The sequence below is a fragment of the Stenotrophomonas sp. STEN087 genome (assembly GCF_056759115.1).
In genome coordinates, this window is record NZ_JBRRCR010000003.1 from 1 (window position 1) to 16,204 (window position 16,204).

At 68.6% G+C, this 16,204-nt stretch carries 10 protein-coding genes; 4 read left to right on the forward strand and 6 right to left on the reverse strand.

Going from position 1 to position 16,204, the window contains the following annotated elements:
* Positions 1-144 precede the first annotated feature (144 nt).
* Entirely contained in the window at positions 145-2,337 is a 2,193-nt protein-coding gene (locus tag ACVOK1_RS01380; RefSeq protein WP_481560832.1) for a TonB-dependent receptor, read from the reverse strand.
* Positions 2,338-2,460: 123 nt separating this feature from the next.
* On the opposite strand from ACVOK1_RS01380, the gene ACVOK1_RS01385 reads away from it, so the two are divergent.
* Positions 2,461-3,300 (forward strand): helix-turn-helix transcriptional regulator, encoded by an 840-nt coding sequence (locus ACVOK1_RS01385; protein WP_481560833.1) that lies wholly within the window; start codon positions 2,461-2,463, stop codon positions 3,298-3,300.
* Between the two features lie 85 nt (positions 3,301-3,385).
* Here the strand turns inward: ACVOK1_RS01385 and ACVOK1_RS01390 are convergent, their stop codons facing one another.
* Complete coding sequence (locus ACVOK1_RS01390; RefSeq protein ID WP_481560834.1) at positions 3,386-4,300, reverse strand: LysR family transcriptional regulator; 915 nt, start codon at positions 4,298-4,300, stop codon at positions 3,386-3,388.
* A 118-nt stretch (positions 4,301-4,418) separates the two neighbouring features.
* Between ACVOK1_RS01390 and ACVOK1_RS01395 the strand changes: the two genes are divergently transcribed.
* Positions 4,419-5,837 carry an aldehyde dehydrogenase family protein gene (locus ACVOK1_RS01395; RefSeq protein WP_481560835.1) on the forward strand — a complete coding sequence of 473 codons (1,419 nt, stop codon included), beginning with the start codon at positions 4,419-4,421 and terminating at the stop codon, positions 5,835-5,837.
* 66 nt (positions 5,838-5,903) lie between these two features.
* Here the strand turns inward: ACVOK1_RS01395 and ACVOK1_RS01400 are convergent, their stop codons facing one another.
* From ACVOK1_RS01400 to ACVOK1_RS01410, 3 genes are read right to left on the reverse strand one after another with little or no spacing between them, the layout of a single operon-like run.
* Entirely contained in the window at positions 5,904-8,978 is a 3,075-nt protein-coding gene (locus ACVOK1_RS01400) for an efflux RND transporter permease subunit (protein WP_481560836.1), read from the reverse strand.
* On the reverse strand, positions 8,975-10,174 hold the full coding sequence (locus ACVOK1_RS01405; RefSeq protein WP_481560837.1) for an efflux RND transporter periplasmic adaptor subunit: 1,200 nt from the start codon (positions 10,172-10,174) through the stop codon (positions 8,975-8,977). Before ACVOK1_RS01405 ends, ACVOK1_RS01400 begins: the two co-directional genes overlap by 4 nt.
* Positions 10,171-11,418, reverse strand: coding sequence for a TolC family protein (locus ACVOK1_RS01410; protein WP_481560838.1), 1,248 nt, complete (start codon positions 11,416-11,418; stop codon positions 10,171-10,173). Before ACVOK1_RS01410 ends, ACVOK1_RS01405 begins: the two co-directional genes overlap by 4 nt.
* Before the next feature lie 62 nt (positions 11,419-11,480).
* Here ACVOK1_RS01410 and ACVOK1_RS01415 point away from each other — a divergent pair, with 62 nt between their 5' ends.
* Together ACVOK1_RS01415 and ACVOK1_RS01420 are read left to right on the forward strand one after the other, a co-directional pair.
* Entirely contained in the window at positions 11,481-12,155 is a 675-nt protein-coding gene (locus tag ACVOK1_RS01415; RefSeq protein ID WP_481560839.1) for a response regulator, read from the forward strand.
* The gene (locus ACVOK1_RS01420) at positions 12,148-13,524 is read left to right on the forward strand and encodes a sensor histidine kinase (RefSeq protein ID WP_481560840.1); all 1,377 of its coding nucleotides are present in this window, start codon (positions 12,148-12,150) and stop codon (positions 13,522-13,524) included. The genes ACVOK1_RS01415 and ACVOK1_RS01420 overlap by 8 nt, the downstream gene beginning before the upstream one ends.
* 81 nt (positions 13,525-13,605) lie before the next feature.
* Here the strand turns inward: ACVOK1_RS01420 and ACVOK1_RS01425 are convergent, their stop codons facing one another.
* The gene (locus ACVOK1_RS01425) at positions 13,606-15,957 is read right to left on the reverse strand and encodes a GH92 family glycosyl hydrolase (RefSeq protein WP_481560841.1); all 2,352 of its coding nucleotides are present in this window, start codon (positions 15,955-15,957) and stop codon (positions 13,606-13,608) included.
* Positions 15,958-16,204 lie beyond the last annotated feature (247 nt).

Consider the following 16,204-nt stretch of genomic DNA (forward strand, 5'->3'; position numbering starts at 1 on the left):
GGTGGGCGCCCCCCCCCCCACCCCCCCCCCCGGGGGCCTGGCCCCCCCCGGGGGAACGGGGGTACGCCGGCCCCGGGCCCGCCACACCCGCTGCCCGGCCCCCGCGCCCCCCCCGGACGGCCGGGCCGCTGGCCGGCAAAGCACTCAGAACCGGTAACCCACCTCGGCACCAAACATGCGCGGATGGTCCACCGGGCCGTAGTAGTTGCCATCACGACCAAAGGCCAGATTGTCGAAGATCAAACCGTTGATGCGCCGCTTGTCGGTCAGGTTCTGCACGAACAGCCGGGTGCTCCACGGCCCCGTCTCATATCCCACCTGCAACCCCAGCACCGCTACCGTGGGCTGGAACGCACGGTTGCGCTCGTCCAGCGCACTGGAACCGGTGAACTGCGATTCCACCCGCGCGTACAGTCCCGAATCGAACTGGTAGCGCGCGGCCAGGTAGCCGGTGTAATGCGGGGTCAACTTGACCCGCTTGCCCGCAAGGTTCTGCTCCGCGCTGACCCACAGTTTGATGTACTTCGCATCAACGTAGCCGACGTTGGCCATCAGGCTCAGCCCCGGCAGCACGTCGAAAACACCTTCCAGCTCGGCACCGCGCGAGCGGATCGAGGCATCCGACCCCACGTAGTCCGAAGAGATCGGCCGGCCATCGGCATCGGTGGCGACCTGGATCTCCTGCCAGTTGTCCGAGGTGATGTGGAACAGCGCGCCGCCGATGTGTCCACGACCGCCGGCCAGGTTCATTTTGAAGCCCAGTTCGTGGCTCCACATGCGCTCGGACTCGTAACGCAGCACCTTGTCATTGACCACATCACTCTGCGCGGCCGCGAGGTTGAAGCCACCCGGAATGTAGCCCTTGGCCGAGGCCGCGTAGAAGGACAGGTCATCGCTGGCGTCGTAGCGCAGCGACACGCGCGGCAGCGTGGCCGAGAACGTGTGCGCCAGCGCGGCGTCGCGGTACAGCACCAGGCCACCGGCGCCGAGGTCCAGCGCACCGGCGCGCTGCTCGGTGGAACGTCGCGCCTGCTCGTGGCGCAGACCGACGCTGGCGGTCAGCTTCGGCAGCGCCGGCAAGGTGTAGCTGGCGGTGGCGAACACGCTGTAGTCCTCGCCCTTGGAGGTCTGCCGCGGCGCAAGGTTGTAGCTGTCCAGGCCGCGCGTGGCCGGCCCGACGAACGTACCGAGGATGGAATCCTTGCCGGTGCGGTAGGTCGCCACGCCTGCCATCCAGGTCAGCGCCTGGTCGCTGGGTGAGCTGAAGCGCGCCTCGCCCGTCCATTCGTTCTTCTTGTCGTAGATGCGGCCGGCCAGTGCAGCGCTGGCGGTCATGTCGAAATCGTAACCGGCCGACATCACCTCCTCGCCACGGTAAGAGGTGGCCACATCCAGCGTGCCCACCTGCAGCTGCCATTGCGCGCTCAGGCCTGCGACGGTTTCATCCTTCTCGGTGCGCTTGGGCGCGTCGTTGATGTAGGTGAAGTCGCCGGCCTGGCGACCGCCGTTGAGCGTGCTGCCGTAGGTGCGGTTGTACAGGCCGGTATCCAGCGGCAGGTACTCGTACTCGAACATGCCCGGCGCGCGCGTGCGCAGGTGGTAGGCCAGCGCGTTGACCTGCACGTAGTCGCTGGGGCGCCAGCGCAGCTTGCCCTGCAGGTAGCCTTCGTCCACCTTGCCGCGCGCACCGGACGGCGTCAGGTTCTTCAGGTAGGCATCCTCCTGCGAACCCATGAAGGCGACCGAGCCGGTCAGCGCGCCGCCCTTGTCCAGGGGGCCGGACAGGAAGCCATCCAGCGCGGTGCCGCCGCCGTTGCCGAACCAGGTGTGGCGCAGGTTCACTTCGCCTTCGGTGGCATCGGACGGGCCGCGCGTGCGCACCAGCACCAGGCCCGATTCACTGTTGGCGCCGTACAGCGTTCCCTGCGGGCCGCGCAGCACCTCGACCGATTCGACCTGGTTGAGCACGGCGTTACTGAGTTCGCGGAACGGGATGCCATCGATGTAGACCGAAGCGCGGTTGACCAGGAAGGGGTTGGACTCGATGCCGCGGATGGAGATGAACATGTTGCTGAGCTGACCCATCACGTTGAACTTGACGTTGGGTGCCAGCTTGTCCAGGTCACGGAACTCGGTGACGCCGGCCTGCTGCAGCGCTTCGCGGTCAAGCACGGTGACCGACAGATCGCTCTTCAGGTAGGGCGTATCCCGCTTGGAGCCGGTGACCATCACACCGTCCAGTGTGGTGGCGGCATCCTTCTGCTGGGCATGCACGGGCAGGACGGGAACGAGCAGGGACGCCGCGACCAGCGCAGCGGACGATACGGGGGATTTCAAGGGAGACCTCTCGGGGGACGGACAGGTGCCTGGCAGGACGGCTGGCACACATTGTTATGATGTAACACCTGCCGGTAGCCGCCACTCCATTCCGTGCGCCGCCGCTCCATTCCCGGAACCGTCATGCCCGCCCTTGCCACCCAGCTGCAGCACGAAACCGGCCAACCCGCGCTTGGCACCCATGCCAGCGACGATGGCGGCATCGTGCTGCTGCGACACTGCTTTGAGGCCAGCGAGGGTGAGATGGGCCACCCCGATCAACTGCGGCTGGGCCTGGCGCTGGCCGGTGGCGGCGCGCTGCATCAGCGCACGGCGCTGGGCCGGCTGCAGGCATGCTGGCGGCCGGGCCAGTTCACCCTGGTGCTGCCCGGTGATGCCGGCTGCTACGCCAGCCCGGCGGTGGACCTGCTGGGCATCGCCATTGATACCCGCCTGCATCCGCAGGCCGCGCAGTTGCTGGCGCCGCTGGCCACCCGGCTGCACGAGGACCCGGTGATCGCGTCGGTCCTGCAGGCGCTGTGGGCGAGCGCCCAGGCCGACGCCTGCCTGCCCGGCTTCCTGCAGCACGGCAGCGCGGTGCTGCTGCACCGGCTCGGCCAGCTGGCAGGACGGGCGCCAGCCCCGCCGCTGGCGTCAGCGCCGTTGCCGGCGCGCCGGCTGCGGCAGCTGGAGGACTACATCGATGCCCACCGCGCCAATGCATTGGATGTTGCGGCATTGGCGGCGGCCGTGGGAATGGAGGCCTCGGCCTTCGGCCGCGCCCTGCGCGCGGCCACCGGCCAATCACCGTATGTGTTCCTCACCCGGCGACGCATGCACTGGGCTGCCAGCGTGCTGCTGCAGGGCCGCGCGGTGACCGAGGTGGCGCTTGCAGCGGGCTATGCCAATCCCAGCAAGTTCAGCGCCGCGTTCCGGCGGGTGATGGGGTGTGCGCCAAGTCTGTGGGGCCGCGGGTCCCGGTAGTCGTCCACCTTGGTGGACGTTCCTAACCTGCCAACCAAGGTTGGCATCTACCAGATCTGGGCAAAGTGACAACCAACGTTGGCATCTACCCGGCGTCGGGGGCCAACCCCTGCGCGTCGCGTTCGCGCAGCAGGTCGGCGAACGCCTTCAACGCAGGCGGCAGATGGCGGTGGCCCGGGAAATACAGATACAGCCCCGGGAACGGCGGGCACCAGGCATCGAGCACCGGCACCAGGGCGCCGCTGTCCAGGTCTTCGCGGATATGCCATTCGGACAGGAACGCCAGGCCGACACCGGCCAGCGCTGCCGCGCGCGCCGCCTGCAGTTCGCCCACCACCAGCCGCGGCGGCGGATCGACCTGCAGCACCTGGCCGCGGTGTTCCAGTTCCCAGCGGTACAGGCCACCGTGCGAGAGTCGCATGCGGATCGCCCCGTGCCCGCCCAGCGCATCGGGCGTGGCCGGCGTGCCGTGCTCGGCCAGATAGGCCGGCGAGCCGACCACGCGCATCCGCTGCTGCCGGTACAGCGGCAGCGCCACCATGTCCTGCGGCAGCTGCTCATGCAGGCGCACGCCGGCATCGAAACCATCGGCAACGATGTCCACCAGGCGCGCCTCGGCGGACAGCTCCAGCCGCACCTGCGGGTAGCGCTGCACGAAGGCCGCCACCAGCCCGGACAGCATGCGCGTGCTTTCCGGCGGCACGCTGATGCGCAGCGTGCCACTGGGGTGCAGTGCATCACCATGCAGCTCCTCCGCCGCGGCCTGGATCTCGGCCACGGCAGGGCCGATCCGCGCGACGTAGCGGGCGCCGGCCTCGGTCAGGGCCACGCTGCGTGTGGTGCGGTGGAACAGCCGCGCCTGCAGTCGCGCCTCCAGGCTGGCCACCGCATGGCTCAGCGCCGAGGTCGACATACCCAGCTCGCGAGCGGCCGCACGGAAGCTGCCACGCCGGGCCACGGCGAGGACCGCATCGAGTCCAACCAAACCGGAACGGTGCACGGCATGCCTCCAATAGTCCCGAAAAAAGGGACACCCCATCCACGATAGACCGGATTCCCTGCACGGTCGAGCCGGGCCAGACTTTGCCCACACATCTCCGCTCCGAAAGGAACCGCTCATGCAACGCATCGAACAGCACTACATCAACGGCACCTTTGTGGCCTCGCACGGCCAGCACACCGCCGACCTGCACAACCCCGCCACCGAGGAGGTCATCGGCACAGTCCGCCTCGGTGACGCCGTGGACGCCGAACGCGCGATCGCCGCTGCCAAGGCCGCCCTCCCCGCACAGGCCGCCCGCAGCGTGGCTGAGCGCCTGGCGATGCTCGGCCGCTTCCGCGATGCGATGGCCGAGCGCCAGGATGCCCTGCATGCCGCGGTACTGGCCGAGTACGGTGCGCCCGCGGCGCGTTCGCGCTGGATGGTCGAACACCCGGTGCAGGTCATCGACGATGCGATGTGCGTACTGGCCGACTTCCCGTTCCAGCGCAGCGTCGGTCAGGCGCAGGTGCATCTGCTGCCGGTGGGCGTGGCCGGTCTGGTCACGCCCTGGAACAGCAATGCCTCCTTCATCTGCGGCAAGCTGGCCACCGCCCTGGCTGCCGGCTGCACGGCGGTGGTCAAGCCCAGCGAGATGTCCGCGCTGCAGACCCAGGTGGTGATGGAGGCCCTGCATGCGGCGCAGCTGCCGGCCGGCGTGGCCAACATCGTCAACGGTCTGGGCCAGGAGGTCGGCGCGGCGCTCAGTGCCTCGCCGGATGTCGCCAAGATGTCCTTTACCGGCTCGACCGCCACCGGCCGCGCGATCCTGCGCGCGGGGGCGGAGACCTTCAAGCGTGTCACCCTGGAACTGGGCGGCAAGTCGCCCACACTGATCCTCGCCGATGCCGATGCGCAGACGGCGGCGGCGCTGGCCGTGCAGGCCGGCTTCATCAACAGTGGCCAGGCCTGCGTCGCCGGCACCCGCATCCTGGTACCGGAATCACGCCGGGCGGAGTTCGAGCGTGCCTTGGCGGCGGCGGTACAGGCCGTGCGCAGCGGCGACCCGAATGATGCCGCGACCACGGTCGGGCCGATGGTCAGCGAACGGCAGTGGCAGCGCGTACAGGGCTATATCCGCGCCGGCCTCGAGGAAGGCGCGCAGCTGCTGGCCGGTGGCGAAGGTCGCCCCGAGGGCCTGTCGCGCGGCTGGTACGTGCGCCCCACCCTGTTCACCGGCGTGCGCAACGACATGACGATTGCCCGTGAGGAGATCTTCGGGCCGGTGCTGTGCGTGATCGCCTACCGCGATGAAGCCGAGGCGGTGGCGATCGCCAATGACACGCCGTATGGCTTGAGTGCGCTGGTGATCGGCGCGGATGAAGCCCATGCGACGGCGGTGGCGCGGCAGATCCAGTCCGGCCGCGTGCTGGTGAACACGCTGCGGCACGAGCCGCTGGCCCCGTTCGGCGGCATGAAGCAGTCAGGCATTGGCCGCGAGAGCGGCGCGTGGGGCATGGAAGCATTCCTGGAAGCGCAGACCTTGGTGGTGGGGTGATGGCCGCCCACCGGTAGCGCCGGGCCATGCCCGGCGGATGTGGCGAGTGCCAACCAAGGTTGGCACCTACCGGTTCGCGGCGCGGCGGCTGTGCAGCCAGTAATACAGCGTCGGCAGCACCAACAGGGTCAGCAGCATCGCCGACAGCAGGCCGCCGATCACCACCACCGCCAGCGGCTTCTGCGTCTCGGCGCCAATCGCGTGCGAGGTGGCCATCGGCAGCAACCCGAACATCGCCAGCAACGCCGTCATCAGCACGGTGCGCAGGCGCTGCAGCGAGCCCTGCACCACCGACTGCAGCAGGTCCATGCCCTGCTCGCGCAGCTGGGCAAACCGGCTGAGCATGACTACGCCGTTCAATACCGCCTGCCCGAACAACGCGATGAAGCCGATCGCCGCCGACACCGACAACGGAATGCCGGTCAACCACAGGGCGAGGATGCCGCCAATCATCGCCAGCGGCACGTTGGCCAGGATCAGCGCTGCACTGCTGATGTCCTTGAACGCATCGAACAGCAGCACGAAGATGATCAGCACCGACAGCGGGATCACCCAGCCCAGCCGCTTCATCGCACGCTGCTGGTTCTCGAACTCACCCGACCACTCCAGGCGGTAGCCCTCGGGCAGCTTCACGCTGGCATCCACCCGCGCACGCATGTCGGCCACCACGCTGCCCATGTCACGGCCGGCGATGAAGATGCTCACCGCCTTCACCCGCTGCGCGTTCTCGCGCGAGATGTTGATCGCACCGCTGGCCATCTGGAAATCGGCCACGTCGGACAGGGTCACGGTATGCCCGTCGCCGATGCCCACCGGCACCATGCGCAGGCGCTGCAGGTCACGGTCGGCATCGTCCAGGCGCAGGGTGATCGGGAACTTGCGGTCGCCCTCCCACAGCTCGCCCACTTCGCGGCCGCCCAGCGCCGTTTCGATCACCTCGTCGATGTCGCGCACGTTCAGGCCGTAGCGCGCCGCGCGGTCACGATCGATCTGCACCTGCAACTGCGGCAGCGAACCATCGCGGTCGATGAAGGCGCTCTCCACGCCGTCCACGCCGCGCACCTGGCCGAGGATGGCCTGGGCTTCCCGGTTCAGTACATCCAGGTCGGCACCGCTGACCTTGATTACGACCTGGCCCTTGATCTGCGAGATGCTCTCCAGGATGTTGTCGCGCACCGGCTGCGAGATCGAGAACTCCGGTCCCGGAATCCTCTGCTCCAAAGTGCGCTGCAGATCGGCGATCAGCTGCCGCTTGTCCACGCCCTTCGGCCATTCCTTCTCCCGCTTCAACGCCACCAGCGCCTCGATCTGGTTCGCGCCCTTGGCATCGGAGCCGTCCTCGGGACGGCCCAGCTTGGCCACCACCGTGGAGACCTGCGGGTAGGTGTTCACCAGTTCGCGGATGCGCCGCGACTGCTGCTGCGCCTCGGCGAGGCTGGTGCTGGGGTCGAGCGTGGCGGTCAGCCAGATCGAGCCCTCATCCAGCTCCGGCAGGAACTCCGAACCCAAGCGCGTGCCCAGCGCCAGCGTACCGACCAGCAGCGCGACGGCGGTCAACACCACCGCCCGCGGGCGGGCCAACGCACGCTCCAGCACCGGCTGGTACCAGCCGGTCAGGCGGTCCATCAGCGGGTTCTCACCGCGCATGCGGTCGCGTCGCAGCCACCAGTAGCAGAACAGCGGCACCACGGTCAGCGCCAGGATCAGCGCGCCGATCAGGGCCGAGGTCACCGAATAGGCCATCGGCGCGAACATCCGGCCTTCCTGCCGCTGCAGGGTGAAGATCGGAATATGTGCGGCGATGATGATCAGCATCGAGAAGAAGGTCGGCCGCCCGACTTCCGAGGCTGCGGAAAGCACGGTGGAGAACCGTGTCTTGCGGTCTGCCGTGGGCGGCAGCGCCGACAAGCGCGAGACGATGTGCTCGGTGACGATCACGGCACCGTCGATGATGATGCCGAAATCCATCGCCCCCAGCGACAGCAGGTTGGCCGGCACGCCCCACAGGTGCAGGCCGAGGAACGTCGACAGCAGGGCCAGCGGCATCATCGCCGCCACGATCAGCGCGGCGCGGGCGTTGTAGAGGAACAGCCACAGCACCAGGAACACCAGCACCGCACCTTCCAGCAGGTTGCGGAACACCGTCTTCAGCGTGGTTGAGACCAGCCAGGAGCGGTCGTAGAACGGCTCGATGCTGACGCCTGCCGGCAGCTGGTTGGCTTCGATCTCGGCCACGCGCGCATGCAGGGCGTCGAGCACATCGGACGGATTCTCGCCCTTGCGCATCAGCACCATGCCGAACACCGCATCATCGTTGTCATCCTGACCGACCAGGCCCTGCCGCGGCAGACCGGTATCGGCGATGCTGGCCAGATCGCGCACCAGCACCGGCGTACCGCCCTTCTGCGCGACCACCACGCTGCCGATGTCGGCCGGCAAACGCATCAGGCCGACGCCACGGATCAGGAACTGCTGCTGGCCACGCTCCACATAGCCACCACCGGCATTGGAGCTGCCCTTCTCCAGCGCTTCTGAGAACTCGCCGAGGCTGATGCCGCGATCACGCAGCTTGTCCAGGTCCGGCTTGACCTGGAACGTACGCGCATAGCCGCCGAAACTGATCACGTCGGCCACGCCAGGCACGGTGCGCAGGCCACGTTCCATCACCCACTCCTGCACGGTGCGCAGCTCGGTGGGGCTCATGTGCGGGGCCTTCAGCACGTAGCGGTAGATCTCGCCCACCGCCGAACTCATCGCCTCCAGCTCGGGCGTCACGCCCTCGGGCAGGTCCACGCCCTGCAGGCGTTCCATCACCTGCTGGCGCGCGAAATAGTCATCAGCCTTGTCGTCGAAGGTCAGGATGATCATCGACAGGCCAAACTGGGTGTGTGAGAACACCCGCACCGAGTGCGGAATGCCCGACAGTGCCACTTCCAGCGGCATGGTGACTTCGCGCTCGACCTCCTCCGCGGCGCGGCCCGGGTGCAGCGAGACCACGGTCACCTGGGTGTCGGACACATCGGGGAAGGCTTCCACCGGCAGCACGCGGAACGCGGCGATGCCGGCGCCGATGAACAGCAGCAGCGCCAGCATCACCATCAGCGGCTGGCGCAGGCAGTAAGCAATCAGGCGATCGATCATGGTGCGGCATGCCCCACGGCGGGAGCGGCGGTTGCGGAAGGAGCCGTCGCCGGAGCCGGCGCGTTGTCCACCAGCTGCTGCAGCAGCAGGCCGCCCTCGACCACCACGCGGCTGCCGGCCGCCAGCCCTTCGCGCACCCACAGGCGCCCGTCACCCAGCTCCTCGGCCTGCACGGCGCGACGCGCGTAGTGGCCCTTGCCTTCGTCCACGAACACCACCTGCTTGCCATCGATCAGCAGTACGGCAGCATCCGGCAACGAAACGCCGCCCTGCGCCGGCAGCGCCACCTGGGCGCGCACGTACTGGCCCGCCTTGAAGCTGCGGCCGTGGTTGTCCAGTTCGGCACGCGCCTGCACCACGCGGCGCTCGCTGTCGACGAAGTCATCAACATGCTGCAGGTTCGTCTGCAGCGTGCTGCCATCGGCAGCCGGCACGCGTACCGCCATGCCCGGCTGCAGGCGCCCGGCCAGGCTCTCGGGAATGTCCAGCAACAGCCACAGGCGGTCGGGATCACCGATCACTGCCAGCGGCTGCTCGCCATCGGGGCCCACGTTCATACCCGGGCTCATCCGCCGTTCCACCAGCACGCCGTCGATGGGCGCGCGCAGCGGCAGGCGCTGGTCCACGCGGTTGCCATTGCCATTGCCATAGGCGGTGGCGAACGCAGCGGCGCGTGCATGGTCGGCCTGGCTGCCGGCGAAATGTGCTTCGGCCTCGTCCAGTTCGCGGCCCGAGGCCACGCCGGCGGCATGCAGTTCGCGAGTGCGCTCCAGTTCGCGGCGGGCCTGCTGCAGCTCGGCGCGCCCGCGCACGCCTTCCGCCTGCGCCTGGCCGAATTCCGGCGAGGTGATCCAGGCGATGACCTGCCCGGCCTTGACTTTCTGCCCCGGCTGCGCCTCGATGCGCGAGACCTGGCCCGGCAACGGCGCGCGCAGCGCAGTGGAGCGGGTTTCGTCCCAGACCACGCGGCCCGGCAGCTGCAGCGATGCACTGGCGCCCTCGCTCACCGCCTCGCTGCGCAGTACATCCAGCTGGCGGCTGTCGGCCGGGAACTGGATCTGCCCGGCACTGACCATCGGCGCGCCATCGGCATAGGTGGCCGGTTCACGCCCGCAGCCGGACAGCAGGGCCAGCGCGAGCAGCGCAGGCAGCAGTGCGCGGCGCGCACGCGGTTGAGTGGCGGCATGCGGGTTCACAGGGTCTCTCCTTCGGCAACGGACGTGGCGGCGCTCCAGCGCGCCAGTGCAATGGCATGGTCGGCGCGCGCCTGGATCAGCGCGGCCTCGAACTCGCGCCAGCTGCGGCGCGCATCCAACAGGTCGGTCAGGCTGGCGGCGCCGCGGCGATAGGCCAGTTCGATGCCCTGCACGGCCTTGCGTGCACTGTCGGCCTGCAGCCCCTCGTAGTCCCGGCGGCGCTGCGCGGCGGCTTCTGCGCCGGCCTGCAGCTGGTCCAGCTCGGCCCAGGTCTGGCGCTGCAGCGCATGCAGTTCCAGTGCGGCGGCATCGCGGTCGGCCTCGGCACGCTGGATACCGCCCTGCGCGCGCGACGGTGCCCCCAAGGGAATCGTTACCGACACACCCCAGGTCACGCCGTTGATGTCGGTCGGCTCGCGCTCCGCCTCCACGCCCCACTGGATGTCGCGGCGGCGCTCGCTGCGTGCCAGTGCCACGCCCGCATCGGCCGCGGCCAAGCGCGAACGTGCGGCGCGCAGGTCCACGCGCTGCTGCGGATCGGCGGCGCTGCCAGCCGGCTCCCTGCTGGCGTCGGGCCACGCGTCGTCCGCACTGAGAGAGGCGCTCTCCTCCCTGCCCAGCAGCAGGGCCAGCGTGTGCTGCGCATCGCGCAGGTCCAGCGCCGCGTCGCGGGCCGCATCGGCCACTGCGAGGTCATCCACGGCAAGGCGGGCACGATCCACCGGTGCCATCGCACCGCTGGCGACCTGCCGCTCCGCAGCGGCCATCTGCTCGGCCGAACTGCGGCGGTTGGCCTCGGCGATGTCCCGTACATCCTGGGCGGCCTTCAGCCCGAAATAGGCTTCGTGCAGGGCCACCTGCTGCCGGCGGCGCATGTCCAGCTGTTCCAGCCCGGCCGCCTCCACCAGCGCATCGGCCTGGCGCATGCGCAGCGTTCGTTTGCCGCCGCGTTCCCAGGTGAAGCCCAGGCCGACCGTGCTGTCGACGCGCTTGTCCTGCCAGCGGCCGCTGCCGACGCCGTGCTTCGGGCTGATCTTGCTGGTGCCCAGCGACAGTTCCGGTGCAGGCCGCAATGCAGCGGTCAGCGCGTCACCCTGCGCACCGCGCAGTTCCAGCGCCGCCGCGCGCAGGTCAGGGTTGTGCGCATCCATGGCACGTTGCGCGTCCTGCAGGCTGATCGCCCACGCCGCAGGTGCACACGCCAGTGCGGCCAGCAGGGCCGCCGAACGAGGGAGGAAATTCATGCGCGCCACGGTAAGGTGGCGCACTTGCGCCAAACTTTCCCGAACCTTGCGCGAAGCTTGCAATGCGAATCCTGTTGATCGAAGACGACGCGGCCCTGGCCGACGGCCTGGTGCGTGCCCTGCAGGGCGCCGGCCATCTGTGTGACCACCTGGCGCAGGGCCTGCTGGCGCCCGCGGCACTCGCTGCTGCACCGTATGACGTGATGGTGCTGGACCTGTCGCTGCCCGATGTCGACGGCCTCGACCTGCTGTCGCGCCTGCGCGACCAGTCCATCAGCCTGCCGGTGCTGATCCTCACCGCGCGCGATGGCGTGGAGGACCGCATCCTCGGCCTGGACCGGGGTGGCGATGATTACCTCGCCAAGCCCTTCGCGCTGGGCGAACTGGAAGCGCGCCTGCGCGCGTTGGCGCGACGCCGCAGCGATGCGCCTGCACAGAAGCGGCTGGGCCGCCTGTGCCTGGACAGCATCCGCCAGGAGGTGCAGGTGGACGGCCAGCGCATCGAGCTGACCGCACGCGAGCTGGCCCTGGTCGATGCGCTGATGCAGCAGCCCGGACGTACGGTGACCAAGCAGCGCCTGTTCGACGCGCTGTACAGCTGGGACCACGAGGCCAACCTCTCCGTGATCGAAGTGCACGTCAGCCGCCTGCGCCGCAAGTTCGAACAGGCCGGCGCGGATGTGGGCATCCGCATGCTGCGTGGCCTCGGCTACCGGCTGGAGGCCATCGATGGTTGAGCGTGTGGCGAGCCTGCGCGGGTTGCTGCTGCGCCGCCTCTGGCTGCCGCTGCTGGTGCTGCTGCTGTGCAGTGCGGTGGGCTCGTTCGCACTGGCGCGCTACTTTGCCGGCCAGGTCTATGACCGCTGGCTGCTGGACTCGGCGATGTCCCTGTCCGAGCTGGTGAAGGAGCAGGATGGTCGCGCGGTGATGGACGTGACGCCGGCCATGTCACGCATGTTCACCTGGGACACGGTGGATGAAGTACATGGCGAAGTGGTCGATGCCAGCGGCGCGCGGCTGTATGGCGATCTGGCCGAGGCACTGCCGCGGCCCGCACAGACCGCCGATGAAGACGCGGTCTACTACGATGCGCGGCTGCGCGGGCAAGCGGTGCGCATGGTGGAGGTGCTGGTGCCGACCACGGGTGGACACCAGGTGCGCCTGCGGGTGGCCGAGACACTGCGCAAGCGGCACCGGCTGGAGCGCAAGCTGCTGATGACCAGCGTGCCGTTCCAGGCCGCTATCCTCGCGCTGGCGGCGTGGCTGGCCTGGTCGGGCACCGGCGCGGCGGCGCGCCATGCCAACCAGGTGGCGCGGCGACTGGCGAGCCCGCGACCGGACCCGCTTGCGCCTCTGGACCCGCAGCAGGAGGCACCGCGCGAGCTGTGGCCCGCGGTGGAGGCCTACAACGCACTGCTGCAGCGGCTGGATGCAATGCAGGCGGCGCAGCGGCGCTTCGTCAGCAATGCCGCACACCAGCTGCGCACGCCGTTGGCGGCCATGCAGGTGGAGCTGGAGAGTTCGCTGCGGCAGCAGGATCCACAGGCGCAACAGCTGGCGCTGTCCGGAACGCTGGCCGGGTTGTCGAGGCTGCAGCACCTGGTCAACCAGCTGTTGCTGCTCAGCCGTTCGGAGGATGCACAGGGCGCTTCGTTGCCGTTGCAGGTACTGGACGTGGCCACGCTGGCGCGCACCGTGGTGGAGCGTTACGCCGACCGCGCGTTGGCTGCCGGCGTGGACCTGGGCTACGAAGGACCGGACGAAGGCGTGCCGGTGCGGGGCGATGCACCGCTGCTGCGAGAGGCGCTGGGCAATCTGCTGGACAACGCGCTCCGCTATGGCGCCGTGCGCGGAATGATCACCCTGAGCGTGCAATGCGATGCGGACGGCGTGCAGGTCTGGGTAGATGATGATGGCGCCGGCATCGACGCGGCCGAGCGTGGCCGCGTCACGGAACGCTTCTACCGCGCCGGCAGCCAGGGCGATGGCTGTGGCCTGGGCCTGGCCATCGTGGCCGAGATCGCGCAGCGGCATGCTGCTGCGCTGGAGATCGGCAGCGCGCCGATGGGTGGCGCGCGGGTGGGGATGCGGTTCCGTACCCTGTAGACGCCAACCTTGGTTGGCGCCGTTTTTCCCCGTGTGCCAACCAAGGTTGGCACCTACCAGAGCAGCGTCATGCGTGCCGCATCAACGGCTCATCGAATACGGCGCCTGCGCGCCCTGCCCCGGCCATTCCTTGTTTGGTTCGGCCTGCATGGTGAAGGTCAATTCGCCACCAGCCAGGATCTCGTCATGGCGCAGGAAGGTGCGCTGCAGCGGTTTGCCGTTGAGGCTCACGCTGCCCACGTAAGTGTGCTTGTCGTCCAGGCCGTTGGCCACGATCGTGAACGTCTTGCCGTTGGGCAGGCGCATCGCGGTCTTCGGCAGGAACGGACGGCCGAGAATGTACTCGCCCGAACCCGGCGCCACCGGGTAGAAGCCCAGCGCGGTGAACACGTACCACGCCGACATCTGGCCCACGTCATCATTGCCGGCCAGGCCATCGGGCCGATCGGCGTACTGGGTGTCCATGATCTGCTTCAACCGCGCCTGCGTGCGCCACGGCTGCCCGGCATACGAATACAGGTAGGCCACATGATGGCTGGGCTCGTTGCCATGCGCGTACCAGCCGATCAGCCCGGTGATGTCTTCCATGTGCTCGAAGATGGAAGGATCGACCTTGGCGTTGAACACCTCATCCAACCGCGCCAGCAGCTTGTCGCTGCCACCGTGCGCAGCGGCCAGGCCGGCCACGTCCTGCGGCACGTACCAGGAGTACTGCCAGGCATTGCCTTCGGTGTAGTCGGTGCCGTAACCGCTGGCACTCGGGTCGAACGGCGTGCGGAAGCTGCCATCGCGCTTGCGCGCGCGCATGAAGCCGGTGTCCTTGTCGAACGCATTGCGCCAGTTGCCGGCACGCTCGTCGAAGGTTGTGGCGACGTCGGTCCTGCCCATCGCCTGCGCCATGCGCGCGATGGTCCAGTCGTCGAAGGCATACTCCAGGGTCTTGCTGGCGGCCTCGCCCTCTTCGTCGATCGGCACGTAGCCCAGCTCGCGATACTGCGCGATGCCGTCGTAGGGGCCGTAGTTGGCCGTCTCGACCATGGCCTTCAGCGCCTTGTCGGCGTCGAAGCCACGGATGCCCTTGACGTAGGCATCGGCGATCACCGGCACCGCGTGGTAGCCGATCATGCACCAGTCTTCCAGGCCGTGGAACGACCACACCGGCAGCATGCCGTAGGGACTGTGGTCGTGGTGGGCCAGCATCGAATTGATGAAATCGCTGTTGCGCTTCTCCGGCTGCACCAGGGTCAGCAGGGGATGCAGGGCGCGGTAGGTGTCCCACAGCGAGAAGGTCGAGTAGTTCGTGTAGCCCTCGGCCTTGTGCACCGCGTTGTCGGCGCCGCGGTACTGGCCGTCGGCATCCATGAACAGCGTCGGCCCCAGCAGCGTGTGGTACAGCGCTGTGTAGGCGCTACGGCGCGCATGCTCCGGCGCGTCGATATCCAGCACCGACAGCGCCTGCGTCCATTCCTGCTTGGCCTGCGCACGCACGCGGTCGAAATCGAAGTCGGCCACTTCGGCATCCAGGTTGGCCATCGCACCGGCCTCGCTGACCGGCGAAATCGCCACCTTCACCACCAGCGGTGCATCCAGCTTGCCGAAGTCGAACGTGCCGACCAACTGCCGGCCTTCAATCTGCGCGCGCTGCTTCGGGTCCTGGTGGCCCGGCGGCGGGAAGCCCTTGTAGGCGATGTCCTGTTCGGTGTTGTGCAGCTCGTGGGCGGCCAACGGGCGTGAGAAGCGCATGGCGAAATACAGCTGGCGGCCCGGTGCCCAGCCACGGGTTTCGCGGAAGCCGGTGATGGTGCCATCGGCGCGCACGCGCACCCGCGACCACAGGATCTTGCCTGGGTAGTCGTACATGCTGGTGCGCATATCCAGCAGCACCTTGGCGTCGGCGCCCTTGGGGAAGGCGTAGCGGTGCACGCCCACGCGCGCGGTGGTGGTCAGCTCGGCGCGCACCTTGTAATCGTCCAGAGTGACCGCGTAATAGCCCGGCTCTGCCTTTTCATCGTCGTGGCGGAAGCGCGAGGCATAACCACTGCGCGGCTTTTCCGGGTCGCCGCGCCCCAGGCCGGGCGTGCCGGTGAACGGCATCACCAGGATGTCGCCCAGGTCCGAATGGCCGGTGCCGGAAAAATGCGTGTGCGAGAAGCCGACGATGCTGCTGTCGTCGTAGCGGTAGCCCGCGGCCCAGCCATAGGCCTTCTCGCGCGGCTGGATGCGCGTATCCGGGCTGAGCTGGACCATGCCGAACGGCACGGTGGCACCCGGGTAGGTATGCCCTTCCCCGCCGGTGCCGATGAAGGGGTCGACCGAGGCATAGGCCTTGTCGGCGGCGGTTCGGGCCGGGGCCGCACTGGCCAGCCCGGAAGCGAACATCGCCGTGGCGGCGATAGCGATCAGGAGACGACGGTCCAGCATGGGCATCGGCATTTGGATCGATTCAGGTGGTGGTCAGAGAGTAGCACCGCCCCACGCCGGTGGCATGTTGCGCTGCAGCTGAACCGTTCAATACGCGCCAAAACCTGTCCTGATTCGACTGCAACTTTTTGTATGGATCGATCCAGCCCCTCGCCCAAGACTGCACAGGTGCCTTAACGGCGCAGCGGAGCGGACGGTGGCCTGGACGGACACCGGCCGGGACGGGACGCGATCTCCGCTGCGCCACCCGGCAGGCAAG